The sequence below is a fragment of the Ruegeria sp. HKCCD4884 genome (assembly GCF_013110855.1).
Taxonomy (GTDB): Bacteria; Pseudomonadota; Alphaproteobacteria; order Rhodobacterales; family Rhodobacteraceae; genus Ruegeria.
Window position 1 is genome coordinate 135669 of sequence record NZ_WVRJ01000011.1, and the last position, 15824, is coordinate 151492.

The window sequence follows — 15824 nt, forward strand, 5'->3', positions numbered from 1 at the left end:
GGCAAGAGCCACATGAGCGATGCGGCAATCAGGATCGAAGGGCTGCGCAAAACCTATCGCGGCGGCAAGGGCCAGCCCGAGAAACACGCGCTGAAAGGCATAGACCTGACCGTTCCGCGCGGGTCGGTGTTTGGGCTGTTGGGGCCAAACGGGGCTGGGAAATCGACCCTAATCAACATTCTCGCTGGGCTGGTTGTGAAATCGTCCGGCAAAGTTTCAATTTGGGGATTCGATCAGGATCAGAACCCGCGCCAGTCGCGTGCCGCCATTGGCGTGATGCCGCAAGAGCTGAACCTGGACCCGTTCTTTTCCCCACGTGGCGCGTTGGAGGTTCAGGCCGGTCTGTACGGCGTGCCAAAGGCGCAGCGCCGCAGCGATGAGATTCTGGAGCTGGTGGGTCTCAGCGACAAGGCCGAGGCGTATGCGCGCACGCTGTCGGGCGGGATGCGGCGGCGGCTTTTGCTGGCCAAGGCGCTGGTGCATCACCCGAAGATTCTGGTGTTGGATGAACCCACGGCAGGTGTGGATATCGAACTGCGTCAGATGCTCTGGACCAATGTGCGCAAACTGAATGAACAGGGCATGACCATCATCCTGACCACGCATTATCTCGAAGAAGCGCAAGAGATGTGTGACGAGATCGCCATCATCAACCATGGCGAAAAGATCGCTCAGGACAGCACCGCCAACCTGCTGGGTCGGATGGACAGCCGGACGATGGTGATCGTCCCGGACAGTCCCGTGGTGAATCTGCCGGTAACGGAAGGGGTCGAAGCCGCGCTGCGCGACGATGGCAGCCTTGTGCTGCAATATCAGGGCAATCAAACCAGCGCCGAGCAGGTGCTGGAAGCCGTCCGAGTCGTGGGTATCCGCATTCGCGACGTGCGTACCGAGGAAGCCGATCTTGAGGATGTGTTCCTTGCACTGACATCGTCGCGCGCCGAGGAACCTGCTGACGATCAGGATCAGCCGCGCCGGGGAATGCACCGCGTTAAGCTTTAGGCGCGGTCGATCCGCGCCTGATAACAGTTGTTTCTGGCCGAGCGGACATGGATATAGGCGATATCCGGTCGAGCAAAGATGCCCTTCACCGCTGCGCCGATCTGCTCCATGGGCGTGATCGTCCCGGTGCCATAGACGATCCTGTCATCCGCACCATAGCCTTTGATCAAATAGTCAGGAGACGTGGTCAGAATCTCGGGCATCTCTTCCCCCTCATACCGCTCGCACGGTGCGGCACACAGAAAGATCGGGCCGGTTTCCGCATACGGATGTGTCTCTAAAAAAGGACGATGGGCCAATATCAGCATCTCTTCGCCTTCAGGAATATTCTGTAGGCAGTGGCGGCAAGGGTTGCCTGTACCCGTCGAAACGGTGCGCTCGGGCGTAGCGCCATAAGCGTCCGGCGCTCCAGCTTGAAGGGCGCGAACTTCGGATGTGGGCAGTGCGGTTATCTTGAACATATCGGGTCTCCTTTTTGCCGACCCTGCCGATCTGATCGATCTCAAGCGACCCGTTTTCTGCGCAAAGGACTCGAAAAAGAACAAAACGTGAATATAATAGTGACTCGCCATGTATGCCGAGCTGTCGATCACATCGAATTTCACTTTCCTCACCGGGGCCTCGCACCCCGAGGAATACATGGAGCGTGCCGTCACCCTGGGTCTGCCCACAATTGCGATTGCCGATGACAACTCGGTCGCCGGGATTGTCCGCGCCCACACCCAGGCGCGCGAGATTGCCCGCAAGGTCCACGAACGGCTGGAGTGGGAAGCGCAGAACACCTCCATAGGCCCACCCTGCCCTGACCACATCCCCAAACCACCCTCATATCCGATTCACGCCGTGCCGCGCCTGATCCCAGCCGCGCGGCTGATCTTTACCGACGCACCTACCGTCACCGCCTTGCCGCTGAACCGGCAGGGCTGGGGCAACCTATGCCGCATCCTGTCCACTGGTCGCCTGCGTGCGGAGAAAGGCGACTGCATCCTGCACCTGTCCGACCTTTTGGCGTTTTCCGACGGTCTACACCTGCTGCTCTGGCCACAGGCGGACCGATCCCAAGGCGGCGCGAGCGCGTGGAGGACACAAGCGCAACAGCTGGCGCGCCGCTTTGCCGGTCGGATAAACCTGTTGATGCACCCTCGATACGATGGTGCAGACAGTGCATATTTCTCTTTGTTAGAGACTGAATCAAAGGAACTGGGCATCCCCACCCTCGCCAGTGCCACACCGATGATGCACCACGGCGCGCGTCGTAAGCTGGCCGACGTTCTGACCGCCATCCGCCTGCGCCGTAAGGTGGATGATCTGGGTCGCGAGGCATTGGCCAATGGGGAACAGCGCCTGCGATCCGAGACCGAGATGTTGCGCATCTTTAAAGGTCACGAGGGCGCTGTTGCCCGCGCCCATGAACTCAGCACGCAACTCACATTCTCGCTCGACGAGCTGCGCTATGAATATCCCAGCGAAGGCAGCGAACAGGAAACTCCGACCCAACGCCTGCACCGTCTGGCGCATGAGGGGCTGAAATGGCGCTATCCTGCGGGCGCGTCGGATAAGGCTCAGAAGATGTTGGCCCATGAGCTCACGCTGATCGGCAAACTGAAATATGAACCCTACTTCCTGACCGTCCGCGACATCGTCCATTTCGCCCGATCTCGGGGCATCCTGTGCCAGGGGCGCGGCTCGGCGGCCAATTCGGTGGTCTGTTTCTGCCTCGGCATCACCGAAGTCAGCCCCGAGATGGGTACGATGGTGTTCGAACGCTTTGTCTCTGAGGCGCGTGATGAACCGCCCGACATTGACGTGGATTTTGAACACGAACGCCGCGAAGAGGTGATCCAGCACATCTATGACCGCTATGGCCGCGAACGCGCGGGGCTCTGCGCCACGGTCGTGCATTACCGCGGCAAGCGGGCCATTCGCGAGGTCGGCCGTGCTATGGGGCTGACCGAGGACACGATCTCGGCGCTGTCCTCGCAGCTTTGGGGCTTCTTTTCGACCGTCGGGCTTGAGGCGCACCGGATGCGCGAGATCGGCCTCGATCCCGAGGACCGTCGCCTGAAACAGACTCTAATACTGGTGTATGAGATCGACGGATTTCCCCGTCATCTATCCCAGCACGTCGGCGGCTTTATCATAACCGAGGGGCGTTTGGACGAACTTGTTCCCATCGAGAACGCCACGATGGAGGACCGTACGGTCATCTGCTGGGACAAGGACGACATCGACTCGCTTGGTATCCTCAAGGTCGATGTCCTCAGCCTTGGGATGCTCACCTGCATCCGCAAGGCATTCGATCTGATCGGTCAGCACCACCAGACCAGCTATACACTAGCAACCCTGCCGCCTGAGGATCCGGTGGTCTATGACATGCTGTGCAAAGCCGACAGTATCGGCGTGTTTCAGGTGGAATCACGTGCTCAAATGAACTTCCTGCCCCGGATGCGGCCGCGCAATTTCTATGACCTGGTGATCGAGGTCGCCATCATCCGCCCCGGCCCCATTCAGGGCGACATGGTTCACCCCTATATCCGCCGCCGGAACGGAGAGGAGGAGGTCAGCTTCCCCTCGGACGAACTGGGTGAGGTGCTGGGCAAAACGCTGGGCGTGCCGCTGTTTCAGGAACAGGCAATGCAGATCGCCATTGTGGGCGCGGGGTTCACCCCGGAACAGGCCGATCGGCTGCGGCGGTCGCTGGCGACGTTCAAGAAGCACGGCAATGTCAGCGAGTTCCGCGCGCTGTTTCTGCGCGGCATGAAGCGCAATGGGTATGACGACGACTTTGCCGAGCGGTGTTTTTCACAGATCGAAGGGTTTGGCTCATACGGTTTCCCCGAAAGCCACGCGGCCAGCTTTGCACTGCTGGTCTATGCCAGCGCCTGGATCAAATGCCACCATCCCGGTATTTTCGCCTGCGCCCTGCTGAATTCACAGCCGATGGGGTTCTATGCCCCTGCCCAGATCGTGCGCGATGCGCGGGAACATGGGGTGCAGGTGCGTCCGGTCTGCATCAATGCCAGCTTCTGGGACAACGTGATGGAGCCCGACGGCCATGGCGGGCTGGCCCTGCGGTTGGGGTTCCGCCAGATCAAGGGCCTCAGCGAAGAAGACGCCAGCTGGCTGACCGCCGCGCGCGGCAACGGCTACCACCAGGTCGACGATGTGTGGCGTCGCGCGGGGCTGGGGCCGTCGGTGATCGAACGGCTGGCCGAGGCCGATGCCTTCGCCGCCTGCGACCTGACCCGGCGCGAGGCATTGTGGCAGGCCAAAGCGATTGCAACCGCCAAGCCCTTGCCTCTGTTCTCGCAAGATATGGAAGGTGAGGCGCTGGACGAGCCCGAAGCCTATCTGCCGCAAATGACATTGGGTGAGCAGGTGGTCGAAGATTACGTCGCCACCCGCCTCAGCCTGCGGGCGCATCCGGTCGCCTTGCTACGGCATATCCTGACGCCCGAGCCGCGCGACAAAACCACGCCTGTTGCATGACGGCTGAAGGGGATACTTCCCCGGGACAGAGTCGAATTTGGTGACCTTATGACCAGACCCACCCTGCCGCCGCGCTTTCCGGCGACACCCGATCAGATCAATGCGCAGGTCCACGCCTTCTATGCCCGCGTGCGTGAAGACGCTGTGCTGGGTCCGGTCTTTGCCAACCATGTCACCGACTGGCCCGCGCATGAGGAAAAGATCGCCGCGTTCTGGCGCAACGCCATCTTGTTTGAACGCAGCTACGACGGCAATCCACAACGGGTCCATATCGAACGGCCCGATGTAAAACCCGAGATGTTCGCCCACTGGCTGGACCTGTTCGAAGAAATAGCCACCCAGACACTGCCGCCAGAAACCGCAATCCCGTGGGTCGCGCTGGCCCGGCGTATCGGCGTGGGGATGAAGGCAGGCGTGCAATCGGCCCGTCAACCCAAAGACGCGCCACCGATCCTGCGTTGATCCCTCTGCATGGCGGCTTTGCCATGTTAGCGGTAAAATAGGGGCTATGCGCCCCGCAAAAATGGGGTTACTCAGGGGCAAGACAGCCCCTTTGCGCTGCCACGGCACAGTGCCACCACACCGACATCACCCGAGGCCGATCCATGAGCACTCAAAACACCACCCTCAGGGGCCTTGGTTTCGCGTTTGCGGGATTCGCGGTCTTTGCCAGCCACGACGCGCTGATCAAGGTGTTGGGCGGGACCTATTCGGTGATGCAGATTATTTTCTTCGCCACGCTGTTTTCCTTTGTGCCAATGGCCGTATCCATGCTGGCCGACCGGACGCCCAGCAACTTCCGCCCGCATCATCCCTGGCTGGTGCTGTTGCGTTCGGGACTGGTGGTCACATCCATGGTCTGCGCCTTTTACGCCTTTTCAGTGCTACCACTGGCCGAGGTCTATTCGCTGCTGTTTTCCTTCCCGCTGATTGTGACCGTCCTGTCGATACCCATTCTGGGAGAAGTTGTGCGCATCCAACGCTGGGCTGCGGTCGGCGTTGGCCTGATCGGCGTTCTGATCGTTCTGCGCCCGGGCGCGACAGACATCACCCTCGGTCACCTCGCCGCCCTTACGGCCGCGTTTTGCAGCGCGTTTGGCTCTGTTCTTGTACGCAAGATCGGGAATGAGGAACGATCCGCCGTGCTGATCCTCTATCCTATGCTGCTGGCCATTCTGGTCATGAGCCTTGCGCAGCCGGCTGTGTATCAGCCTCCATCCCTGCTGCATCTGGCGATGATGGCGCTGGTCGGCGTGTTTTCGGTCATCGCGCAGCACCTGATCATCCTCGCCTACCGCGCGGCACCCGCCGGAGTCGTCGCGCCCAGCCAATACAGTCAGATCATCTGGGCCACGATTTTCGGCATGGTCTTCTTTGGGGAACACCCGGACGGCTGGGTCGCCGTCGGGGCCAGTATCATCATTGCGTCCGGTGTATTCGTGGTCTGGAGGGAGAGTCGCTCTAACACCACGTCTGTGAACACCCCGGTTCTCCGGGTGCGGTCTCCGCGATCAGATACCGGTGCCTCGCGACCGGGGGAATAGGGTCCGGCCTTCAAGACTCCTTGCACCTGATCTTCAAACCTCCATTGACGTTACCTTCCTCAAAGCGGCCAATGGCGCGGACCAGGTCACTCAATCTTTTGTGGCCATAAGTGCGCGAATCGAAGTCCGGATACATCTTGCCCAATTGGCTACCCACGAATGAAAGGCTCGCCCAGCTATCAGCTTCGTTTGTGTTCAGTACAACGTTCCGGATCAACTGATAGGCATGGTTCAACTCATGTTTCGATTTTGCGCCCTTGTTTTCTTTTGAGGTATTTGCTCCGCACTCCGGCTTTTGGATGTTTTCAATGTAGATAAACCTGTTGCACGCATTCACGAACGCTTTGGGAGCCTTTCGTTCTTCTCCAATGCCGAATACCTTCAACCCCTGCTCGCGGATGCGACTGGCCAGGCGAGTGAAATCGCTGTCCGACGACACCAGTACAAACCCGCCAAATCGACCGGAATGCAAGATGTCCATCGCATCTATGACCAGCGCGATGTCACTGGAGTTTTTTCCGGACGTATTTGCAAACTGCTGATGCGGAACGATTGCGTATTCTGCCAATGATAAAGAGTTCCAACCCTGCGGCGCCCCGTTCGAAAAATCTCCGTAGATCCGCCTTAGGCTGGCCTCGCCCAACGTGGCAATTTCTTCAAAAATCTCCGGCGCGTGTTTTGCCGGTACATTCTCTGCATCAATAAGGACCGCCAAGCGATCCATGCCTGCTGTTGTCACTGAAATTCCTCAAACAAAAATAATTCGTATTGCGGAATGTAGTAACGAAAAAGGGCGAGCAAAAGCCCGCCCTTCGAGATTATTTCAGTTTTCTCAATACACTACGACCGACCGGATGCTCTCACCTTTATGCATCAGGTCGAAGCCGTGGTTGATGTCATCCAGACCCATGGTGTGGGTGATCATCGGGTCGATCTCGATCTTCCCTTCCATGTACCAGTCGACGATCTTGGGCACATCGGTCCGGCCGCGCGCGCCGCCGAAAGCTGTGCCGCGCCATGACCGGCCGGTGACCAGTTGGAACGGACGGGTCGAGATCTCGGCACCTGCAGGCGCCACGCCGATGATGATCGATTCACCCCAGCCTTTGTGCGCCGATTCCAACGCGTCGCGCATCACGCCGACATTGCCGGTGGCGTCAAAGGTATAATCCGCGCCGCCCTTGGTCAGGTTGACCAGATAGGGAACCAGGTCGCCTTCGACCTCTTTGGGGTTCACAAAATCGGTCATGCCGAATTTCGTGGCCATCTCGACCTTCGATGGGTTCAGGTCAACGCCAACGATCTGATCAGCCCCGGCCAGGCGCAATCCCTGAATCACGTTCAGGCCGATGCCGCCCAGACCAAACACGATGGCGCGGCTGCCGATCTCGACCTTGGCGGTGTTGATCACCGCGCCAATGCCAGTGGTGACGCCGCAACCGATATAGCAGATCTTGTCGAAGGGCGCGTCTTCACGCACTTTGGCCAGCGCAATCTCGGGCAGAACTGTATGGTTCGAGAAGGTCGAGCAGCCCATGTAATGCAGGATCGGATCACCATCCAAAGTCGAGAATCGCGAGGTCCCGTCGGGCATCAAGCCTTTGCCTTGGGTTTCCCGGATCGCCTGGCACAGGTTGGTTTTGGGATGCAGACAGTATTCACACTCGCGACATTCAGGAGTGTAAAGAGGGATCACGTGGTCACCCGGCTTCAGGCTGGTGACGCCGGGGCCGACCTCAACCACGATGCCTGCGCCTTCATGGCCCAGAATGGCCGGAAACAGGCCCTCGGGGTCGGCACCCGACAGGGTGAATTCGTCTGTATGACAAATGCCGGTGGCCTTGATTTCCACCAGTACCTCGCCCGCCTTGGGACCTTCGAGGTTCACATCCATCACTTCCAAAGGTTTGCCCGCCTGAACGGCGACGGCGGCACGGGTGCGCATATCACTGTCTCCCTGTCTTCTTTGACCCGACCCTGCGTCAATTGCAGGGTGTTTTCAACTGTGCTTTCATGACAGACTTGCTAATTGTTTGATATTGCAGAAACGACATTGCCGGAATGAGGAACGCCAATGCACCGATTTATCCCGATTCTGATCCTTCTGGCCGCCTGCGCCGAGACCCCGGCCCCCGAAGAAGCGCGCCTTGCGCCCGAGGCCGCGCCTGTTGATCTAGCCTTTTGTCAGGGCGAAGCATTTGCCGACTCGGTGGGCCAGCCGGTTTCGACCATTCAGGCCGATTTGCCGGAACGCACCCGTGTGCTGGGACCTGATGACATTGCAACGCAGGATTACCGGATCGACAGGCTGAACGTCTTTGTAAATGGTGCCGGTGTAATTCAGCGCCTGACCTGCGGGTAAGCGTGGACTCGGGCGTTGATTCTCGAATAAGAACAAAATGGGAACATTTTGATGTCTGCCGATGCCAAAACGCCGAATACTTTCACTGTGGTTTCCCCGTCTTGGGGCTGAACGGCTGATCCGCGCCGCGCGGGGGCTGCATTCCGGGCCGTTGGCTGTGGTCACCGAGCAGTCGAACATGCAGGTCATTACCTCATTGAATACTGAAGCACAGGCCGCCGGGCTGCGTGTGGGCCAGCCCGTGCGCGATGCCCATGCCATGTGCGCCAGCCTGATCACACGGCACCGCAACGCCCCGGCCGAAGCCGCGTTTCTAACCGCGCTGCGCCGCTGGGCGGGCAAGTTCAGCCCTTGGGTGGCCGAAGAAGCTCCGGATGGGCTGATCGTTGATCTGTCGGGTTGTGCGCATCTGTTTGGCGGGGAAGAGACGCTGCTGAGCGTGCTTGAAACGGACTGCGCTGATATGGGCCTCAGCGTGCAGATGGGCATTGCCGACACGCTGGGCGCAGCCTGGGCTTTGGCGCGTTATGCGGGACAAGAGGCCACATCCGACCGCAACGGCGACGCCATCAGCCAGGAAGCCCGCGCCACCCGCGCCCGGGCAGGCAAGCGGCGGCACTGGACCAAAGGCGGGGCAGCACCGCAGGTGATGTCCTTGGGTGGTGGCGCGCGTATTGCAGCGCCGGGGCAATCCTATAGAGCGCTCAGCCCCCTGCCCATCGCGGCGCTGCGACTGGACGACCCGGTTGTGACCCAGTTGAACCGGCTGGGCCTGCGCCGGATCGGCGATCTACTGGGACAGCCACGCGCGTCGCTGGCGCGGCGGTTCGGGCGGGGGTTGGTATTGCGGCTGGATCAGGCCATGGGCAGCGCGCCCGAGCCGGTTTCTCCGGCCCGCCCACCACATCATTTTGCGGTGCGGATGACGTTGCCCAACCCAATCGGCCTGATTGAGGATGTGATGGCCGCTGTCGATCGGGTGCTGCCCACCCTCTGCGCCAAGCTGGAAGAGAAAGATCGCGGTGTCCGCACCCTGCGGCTAGAGGCGCATCGCGCCGATCAGGCGGCCGAGGTCATCGAGATTGGACTAGCCCGCCCGACCTATGACAAACATCGCATTCGTCCTTTGTTAGAGATGAAAATTGACAAGATCGATGCGGGCTATGGCATCGACATGCTGCGGCTTGAGGCGATCCAGACCGAGCCCATCCATGCCCGCACCATCGCCGGTCACGCCGAGGCACGCCGCGTGGCCCGTAACCGGCTTGAGGGCAATACAGCCGTGGATGACCTGATCGGCAAGCTGGGTGCGCGGGTGGGGCTGGAGGCGATCACAAGACGGCATCCCGCCGCCTCTCATATCCCCGAGAAAACGGCACAGACGCTGGCGGCTGCATGGTCGGAACCCGCGCGCGACTGGCCTGCACCGTCGCGCCCACGCCCCTTGCAGATGTGGCAGCCCGAGCCGGTTATGGCACCGGAAACCCCGGATGTCCCAACCGCCTTCCGCTGGCGCGGACGCGACTGGCTACTGGCCCAGGCTACTGGCCCGGAACGGATCGCGCCGGAATGGTGGTTGGACGATCCCAACTGGCGCAGCGGCGTGCGCGATTACTGGGTGGTGGTGACGGAACAGGGCGAACGCCTATGGCTGTTCTACGGGCACGGAGGCACCATGTCGGCAGGCTGGTTCTGCCAGGGGCAGTTTTGTTAGAGTCTATTTTCCACGATACACCAGCAGATCCGGCAGGTAGTCGATCAGACGAATAAACCACGAGAATGGTGCCGGGAAATCGGTACGGAACCGGCGGCGCGACATCGCTTTGACCACGCGCTCTGCCGCATCCTCAGCCGTCATCAGCATCGGCATTTTGAAACTGTTCTTGTCGGTCAGGCGCGTCTTGATAAAGCCGGGATTGATAATGCGCACCGTCACACCGGTGCCCGCCAGATCATGCCGCATCGTTTCGGCCAGCGAGATCAGCGCCGCCTTGCTGGCCCCATATCCGATCGCGGCAGGCAAACCGTGATACCCGGCCAGCGACCCGATCAAAGTGATCTCTCCCTGACCTTTATGAACAAAGCCAGGAACCGTTTCACCTAACACCCGCAACGCCCCCGAATAGTTCACATCGCTGATCCTGAGCGACGCCTCGGTATCCCAATCTCCCGAGCGCATCGGCTCGTAAGCGCCTGCATTGTAAACCAGTCCGTCGATCTGACCGGCCTCGGCCACGGCACTACGTACAGAGTCTAAATCGGTCACATCACACGGAATCGCGCGTGCATTTGGAAGCTTGGAACAGATTTCATTCAAACGCGCGGCGTTGCGTGCAGACAAGATCAGATGCACGCCCTTATGGCTCAACGCCTCGGCCAAGGCACGGCCCAAACCTTCGCTTGCGCCGATGATCCAATAGGTTTTTCCGTCAAAGCTGCTCATACCCGCGCCGTTTTGTTGAAGTTATCCTTTTTACGGCCCTGCATCCGCGGTGGATCATAGGGTGACGCAAGGAAGCGGGCGCTGAAACCCGAAGTCACAAGATAGTGCATCTGTTAAAAACTTCTATCCGGATTGATCCAGCACGCCACACCCTGCGTATCTCATTGTAAAATGTCACATAACGAGGCTGGAATGTTCGACGAAACCCGGGGTGTACGAAAGAAAATTGCGATTGTAGGTGCAGGCATTTCGGGTCTCTCTGCCGCGTATTACCTTTCAGAAAACAACGACGTGACGGTGTATGAAGCCGAACCCAGGCTGGGCGGCCACGCCCGTACGGTGATGGCTGGTAAAAACGGCGACCAGCCGGTCGACACCGGCTTTATCGTTTTCAACTACGCGACTTACCCTTACCTTACGCAGCTTTTTGATGAGCTGAACGTACCTGTCACCAAAAGCGAAATGAGCTTTGGAGCGACCATCGACAATGGCCGCATCGAATACGGGTTGAACAATCTGCGCACCCTGACCGCACAGAAACGCAATCTGGCGCGCCCCGCCTATTACAAGATGATTGCAGACATCATACGCTTCGGCAAAGAAGCGCCCGAGGCCGCCAAGGACGACGACACAACGATTGGCGAACTGGTCGATCAACTGCGTCTGGGTCACTGGTTCCGCCACAACTATCTGATGCCGATGTGTGGCGCGATCTGGTCCACTCCGGTTGAGTTCGTAGATCAGTTCCCGGCCCGTTCGCTTGTGCAGTTCTTCCGCAACCATGCCCTGCTGGCCAGTGGACGCGCCAATCAACACCAGTGGTACACGGTCAAAGGCGGCAGCATCGAATATGTCCGCCGGATCGACGCGGCCTTGCGCGCCCGTGGCTGTGACATCAGGCTGGCCGCCCCGGTTCAACACGTTCATCGTGACGACATGGGCGTCAGCGTCACAAGCCAGGGGCAAACGGATCAATTCGACGAGATCATCTTGGCAACGCACTCGGACCAGTCCCTTGCCATTCTGGGCGAAGGCGCGACACCTGCCGAGGCCGCAGCTATGGGCGCGATCCGCTACCAACCCAATACGGCAATTCTGCATTGTGATCCACGTCAAATGCCCAAGCGGCGCGCGTGCTGGTCCAGCTGGACGTATCGCTCGCAAGCCGGAGATGTGGGCGTGACCTATTGGATGAACCGGCTTCAGAACATCCCGGACAGCGATCCGCTGTTTGTGACACTGAACGCCTCATCAGAAATTCCCGCGGACAAAATCTATGATCAGGTCGAATTTGCCCATCCGGTGTTCGACAAAGCCGCCCTGAAAGCACAAGGGCAAATCCGCGAGATGCAGGGACAGAACCGAACTTGGTTTGCCGGCGCTTATAACCGGCACGGATTTCACGAAGACGGGATTGCCAGCGCTATGCACGTCGTTGCGCGAATAAACGGCACCCCGCAAACCATCGGAGCTGACAATGGCATTTCTGGGAACGACCCGGCCATCCCTGTGGCGGCCGAATAAGGGAATTTTGCGCGCAGCGCTACTGGCAGCGGCGTTGTTGGCCCCGTCAGGGGTAATGGCATCGCCCGTAACGGACGAGTTGAAGGACGCGCAACTGCGTGGCTCAGCAACCTTTCGGTATCTGGGTTTGCCAATCTATGACGCCAAACTTTATACCCCCGGCGGCGCGCCGTTCAGTTGGAGCGAAGATATCGGCCTGCAACTGACCTACCGCAAGAACTTCAAGAAAAAAGCGCTGGTCAACTCGACTCTGGACGAGATGGACCGGATCGGACGTTCCGCCCCGGTGCGCAATCAGCTGGACCAGTGCTTCAAAGCCGTGACCAAGGGCGACAGCTTTCTCGCGGTGTCCGATGGGCCGGATAAGGTGAGCTTCTGGCTGAACGGGCAAAAGACCTGCACCATGTCCTATCCGGGCATCAAACGCAGTTTCATGTCTGTATTTCTGGGCGACAACACGCGGTCCGCCTCGTTTACACAGAAACTTCAGGGGCGCTGATGCTTTATCCTCGGGTCAGCCTGTATGCGCTGATGCTCGCTGCGGCGGGCATCCCGCTTTACATTCACCTGCCGCGCTTTGCGGCGGTGAATCTGGGGATTGGCCTGGGGGTTATTGGAACCGTTCTGCTGGTGATCCGCCTTGTTGATCTGGTTCAGGACCCGTTGATTGGCTGGGCAATCGACAAGTGGCCAAAGGGCCAGCTTGTATTTGCTTCTCTGGCGGCGTTGGGGCTGGCGGTCGGGTTCCCTTTGCTCTTTAGCTTGCCGCAGGACGCCAGTGTCGCCGCGCTGATCGCGATTCTGATCTTGCTGTTCTCGGCTTACAGCTTGGGCACCATCCTCTTGTATGGGCGCAGCGCAACGTTGGCAAAGCGTACAGACCCGCAAGAGCTTATGACCTTGGCCGCCTATCGCGAAGGCGGGCAATTGACCGGCGTGGTCATCGCCGCCAGCGCCCCGGCGCTTTTGGTTGCATTTGGCGCGCAAGCCCAAGGCTATCCCGCCTTTGGTGTTTTTTTGGGGCTGCTGTCCGTTCTGACTCTGTTGCTGACTATTCCGATCTGGAGGCGTACGCCGATCACCGGCACCGGTCTGTCTTTTGCAGGGCTGGGTCAGGCCGGAGGGCTTCGCCTGCTGGCGCTTGCGCTGGTCAACAGCCTTCCCGTGGCCATCACCTCGACCCTGTTTTTGTTTTTTGTTGAAGATCGGTTGCAACTGCCGGGCAAAGCAGGCCCGCTGTTGATCCTGTTCTTCCTCAGCGCGGGCGCAAGTGTGCCGCTTTGGGCCAAGCTCAGCAACCGGATTGGCCCGAAACAGACTCTGATGATTGCCATGCCCCTCTCAATCGCGGGGTTTATCGGTGCCGCCACCCTGAGTGCTGGGAATCTAGCCGGGTTTGCCGTGATCTGCCTTGCCTCGGGCGCAGCCTTAGGTGCGGATATGGTCGTGCTGCCCGCTATGTTTTCTGTCGTCCTGACTCGGGCCGGGCTGAACGCCTCTGCCGCGTTTGGCATCTGGTCCTTCGCTGGCAAGCTGGGCCTCGCCCTGGCTGCCTTTTTCACCTTGCCACTGCTGGAACGCAGCGGCTTCACCCCCGGTCAGACCAATTCTGCTGACGCGCTAGAGACACTCAACCTTGCTTATGCGGTGCTGCCCTGCATCCTCAAGCTCGGCGCGTTTGGAATGGTCTTGACCCTGCCCACCGAGGTCACAAGCAAATGAACGCTATCGCCATCATCCTGCTGGTCCTTCTGATCGCAGTTTTCATCCGCGCCCGCCTGCTGAGCTTTCGCGCACAATCTCCGTCAGATTACACAGGAACCGGACCGGCCTTTTCACTGAAAGAGCATCTGAACGGAGAAATCCTGTCTGAAGGGCTGATCTATGGCCCCAATGGGAAGATGTCGAACAGCTTTGTCGCGCGCATGGTCGGCGAATGGAAGGGAAACTCGGGCACGCTGTCTGAATACTTCACCTATTCCAACGGCAAACAGATGACCCGAAAGTGGTATCTGACACTGGGCACAGGCAACACGTTCACGGCAACGGCGGACGATATTGTTGGTGAGGGTCGGGGCATCATTTCGGGATCGACCGTCAAGCTGACTTATCGGATCATTCTGCCTGAAGATGCCGGCGGGCACACTTTGGACGTCACAGACTGGATGTATCTGACGGAACACGGTGTCATCATGAACCGATCCGAGATGCGCAAGTTCGGCCTCAAGGTCGCTGAGCTGGTTGCCACGATGCGCCCTGCTCCCGATGTAAAAACCACGCATGTGCCAGGCGCAAACGGGTTTGATGCGACATCCGAAGGGAAACCACTGCAATGAGTGTTTTCCGTTCCCTTCTCACCTTTCTTGCCATAGCAAGCCTTGCGCTTCTGACGGCCTGTTCCAGCAAGCCGAAAGTGCCCAAAACCTTCTTGTCCGACCGGCAACTGAATCTCGAAGAGTTCTTCGAAGGCAAAACAGTGGCCTACGGTCAGTTTCAGGATATTCTGGGCAATATCCCCCGCAGATTTACGGTGGATATCGACGGGACATGGGATGGTGAAACCCTGACGCTAGTTGAAGATTTCGTTTATGACGATGGCGCCACCGAACAGCGTATCTGGACGCTGACGAAAACCGGTGAAGATACGTGGACAGGGACTGCCCCTGGCGTTTTGGGCACGGCCAGCGGGATTGAACGCGGCGATACGTTCAACTGGAAGTACAAGATCGACCTGCCGATCAAAGAAGGCACGATGCGTGTCAAATTCGACGACTGGATGTGGTTGTTGGATGATGATCGACTGCTGAACCGCGCCTACGTATCACGTTTTGGCGTTCGCCTGGGCGAAGTGATCCTGTTTTTTGAAAAGAAATAGGCGACGTGGGCTGACCTTTTCATTTCATCAATAAAAAATGAATTCGTCGGTCGGAACCGGCGATGATCCCTTGGTCGAGCCCGCCCTTTTCGCTCTTGTTCCATCCGATGCGGCCGCCTCGGGCGCAAGCGCGCTTTCCGCTTTGAGGCGCGCGCGCTCGATCTCGCCCCAAAGGAAAAACAGACCGTCCCTTTTGCCCATCATACGCGCAGGCACCCTGGCCCGCAAAACACGTGTTTTTGCTTGTGGCATCTGCTCTCTCACTGCCTCCGGTGTTGTCCACCTTTTTGGAAAGGCTACCGGTTTAGTTGCAAAAAATCAATTTTGCATAGGCAAAAACGCGCCCGCAACCAAGCGTTGTCAGGATGAAAAGAGTATCTCGTTTAGCGTGCCTTATACCAACGCATAAAATTGCTGAAAGCGAAGTCTTATCGTGTTTCCTTGATCGGTCGCCGAAACAGATCAAACCGCGTTTTGACCCGTTCAACCGGGACAACACAGATTCCGATTGGACCATTGATGAAACGGGGGTGCCGGGCCAGCGCTGTGAAATGTCGCGCGTTTTGCCAAGCTGTGCCGGTTACA

At 59.0% G+C, this 15824-nt stretch carries 16 protein-coding genes; 11 read left to right on the plus strand and 5 right to left on the minus strand.

The genetic code is table 11. The annotated features are described in order from the left end of the window. Window positions 1–12 precede the first annotated feature (12 nt). Window positions 13–1002, plus strand: a complete 990-nt coding sequence (locus GS636_RS16520) for an ABC transporter ATP-binding protein (protein WP_171670849.1) — start codon at window positions 13–15, stop codon at window positions 1000–1002. On the opposite strand, the gene GS636_RS16525 is transcribed toward GS636_RS16520, so the two are convergent. Further along, complete coding sequence (locus GS636_RS16525; protein ID WP_171670783.1) at window positions 999–1463, minus strand: DUF1203 domain-containing protein; 465 nt, start codon at window positions 1461–1463, stop codon at window positions 999–1001. The genes GS636_RS16520 and GS636_RS16525 overlap by 4 nt on opposite strands. A gap of 109 nt (window positions 1464–1572) precedes the next feature. On the opposite strand from GS636_RS16525, the gene GS636_RS16530 reads away from it, so the two are divergent. The 3 genes from GS636_RS16530 (at window position 1573) to GS636_RS16540 (ending at window position 6035) form a co-directional block, all read left to right on the plus strand. Continuing rightward, window positions 1573–4491, plus strand: a complete 2919-nt coding sequence (locus GS636_RS16530) for an error-prone DNA polymerase (RefSeq protein WP_171670786.1) — start codon at window positions 1573–1575, stop codon at window positions 4489–4491. Between the two features lie 48 nt (window positions 4492–4539). Then, entirely contained in the window at window positions 4540–4953 is a 414-nt protein-coding gene (locus GS636_RS16535; protein WP_171670788.1) for a group III truncated hemoglobin, read from the plus strand. 143 nt (window positions 4954–5096) lie between these two features. After that, window positions 5097–6035 carry a DMT family transporter gene (locus tag GS636_RS16540; protein WP_171670790.1) on the plus strand — a complete coding sequence of 313 codons (939 nt, stop codon included), beginning with the start codon at window positions 5097–5099 and terminating at the stop codon, window positions 6033–6035. Between the two features lie 10 nt (window positions 6036–6045). On the opposite strand, the gene GS636_RS16545 is transcribed toward GS636_RS16540, so the two are convergent. Both GS636_RS16545 and GS636_RS16550 read right to left on the minus strand, forming a co-directional pair. Further along, window positions 6046–6759 carry an NYN domain-containing protein gene (locus GS636_RS16545; RefSeq protein ID WP_171670851.1) on the minus strand — a complete coding sequence of 238 codons (714 nt, stop codon included), beginning with the start codon at window positions 6757–6759 and terminating at the stop codon, window positions 6046–6048. Window positions 6760–6867: 108 nt separating this feature from the next. Beyond that, window positions 6868–7980 (minus strand): S-(hydroxymethyl)glutathione dehydrogenase/class III alcohol dehydrogenase, encoded by a 1113-nt coding sequence (locus GS636_RS16550; RefSeq protein ID WP_171093067.1) that lies wholly within the window; start codon window positions 7978–7980, stop codon window positions 6868–6870. Window positions 7981–8109: 129 nt separating this feature from the next. Here GS636_RS16550 and GS636_RS16555 point away from each other — a divergent pair, with 129 nt between their 5' ends. Further along, a complete protein-coding gene (locus GS636_RS16555; protein WP_171670792.1) occupies window positions 8110–8397 on the plus strand; it encodes an I78 family peptidase inhibitor in 288 nt (95 codons plus the stop codon). Window positions 8398–8458: 61 nt separating this feature from the next. Then, window positions 8459–10111 carry a DUF6504 family protein gene (locus GS636_RS16560; RefSeq protein WP_171670795.1) on the plus strand — a complete coding sequence of 551 codons (1653 nt, stop codon included), beginning with the start codon at window positions 8459–8461 and terminating at the stop codon, window positions 10109–10111. 3 nt (window positions 10112–10114) lie between these two features. Here GS636_RS16560 and GS636_RS16565 read toward each other — a convergent pair whose 3' ends face one another. Next, window positions 10115–10840 carry an SDR family oxidoreductase gene (locus GS636_RS16565; RefSeq protein WP_171670797.1) on the minus strand — a complete coding sequence of 242 codons (726 nt, stop codon included), beginning with the start codon at window positions 10838–10840 and terminating at the stop codon, window positions 10115–10117. Window positions 10841–11032: 192 nt separating this feature from the next. Between GS636_RS16565 and GS636_RS16570 the strand changes: the two genes are divergently transcribed. The 5 genes from GS636_RS16570 to GS636_RS16590 are packed head-to-tail and all read left to right on the plus strand — an operon-like array spanning window position 11033 to window position 15239. Then, window positions 11033–12364 (plus strand): NAD(P)/FAD-dependent oxidoreductase, encoded by a 1332-nt coding sequence (locus GS636_RS16570; protein WP_171670799.1) that lies wholly within the window; start codon window positions 11033–11035, stop codon window positions 12362–12364. Continuing rightward, window positions 12318–12863 carry a hypothetical protein gene (locus GS636_RS16575; protein WP_171670802.1) on the plus strand — a complete coding sequence of 182 codons (546 nt, stop codon included), beginning with the start codon at window positions 12318–12320 and terminating at the stop codon, window positions 12861–12863. Before GS636_RS16570 ends, GS636_RS16575 begins: the two co-directional genes overlap by 47 nt. Then, window positions 12863–14086 (plus strand): MFS transporter, encoded by a 1224-nt coding sequence (locus tag GS636_RS16580; RefSeq protein ID WP_171670805.1) that lies wholly within the window; start codon window positions 12863–12865, stop codon window positions 14084–14086. The genes GS636_RS16575 and GS636_RS16580 overlap by 1 nt, the downstream gene beginning before the upstream one ends. Further along, window positions 14083–14700 carry a DUF3833 domain-containing protein gene (locus tag GS636_RS16585; protein WP_171670807.1) on the plus strand — a complete coding sequence of 206 codons (618 nt, stop codon included), beginning with the start codon at window positions 14083–14085 and terminating at the stop codon, window positions 14698–14700. Before GS636_RS16580 ends, GS636_RS16585 begins: the two co-directional genes overlap by 4 nt. Then, the gene (locus GS636_RS16590; RefSeq protein ID WP_171184482.1) at window positions 14697–15239 is read left to right on the plus strand and encodes a DUF3833 family protein; all 543 of its coding nucleotides are present in this window, start codon (window positions 14697–14699) and stop codon (window positions 15237–15239) included. Before GS636_RS16585 ends, GS636_RS16590 begins: the two co-directional genes overlap by 4 nt. Window positions 15240–15266: 27 nt before the next feature. Here the strand turns inward: GS636_RS16590 and GS636_RS16595 are convergent, their stop codons facing one another. Then, on the minus strand, window positions 15267–15491 hold the full coding sequence (locus tag GS636_RS16595) for a hypothetical protein (protein ID WP_171093050.1): 225 nt from the start codon (window positions 15489–15491) through the stop codon (window positions 15267–15269). Between the last annotated feature and the right edge of the window lie 333 nt (window positions 15492–15824).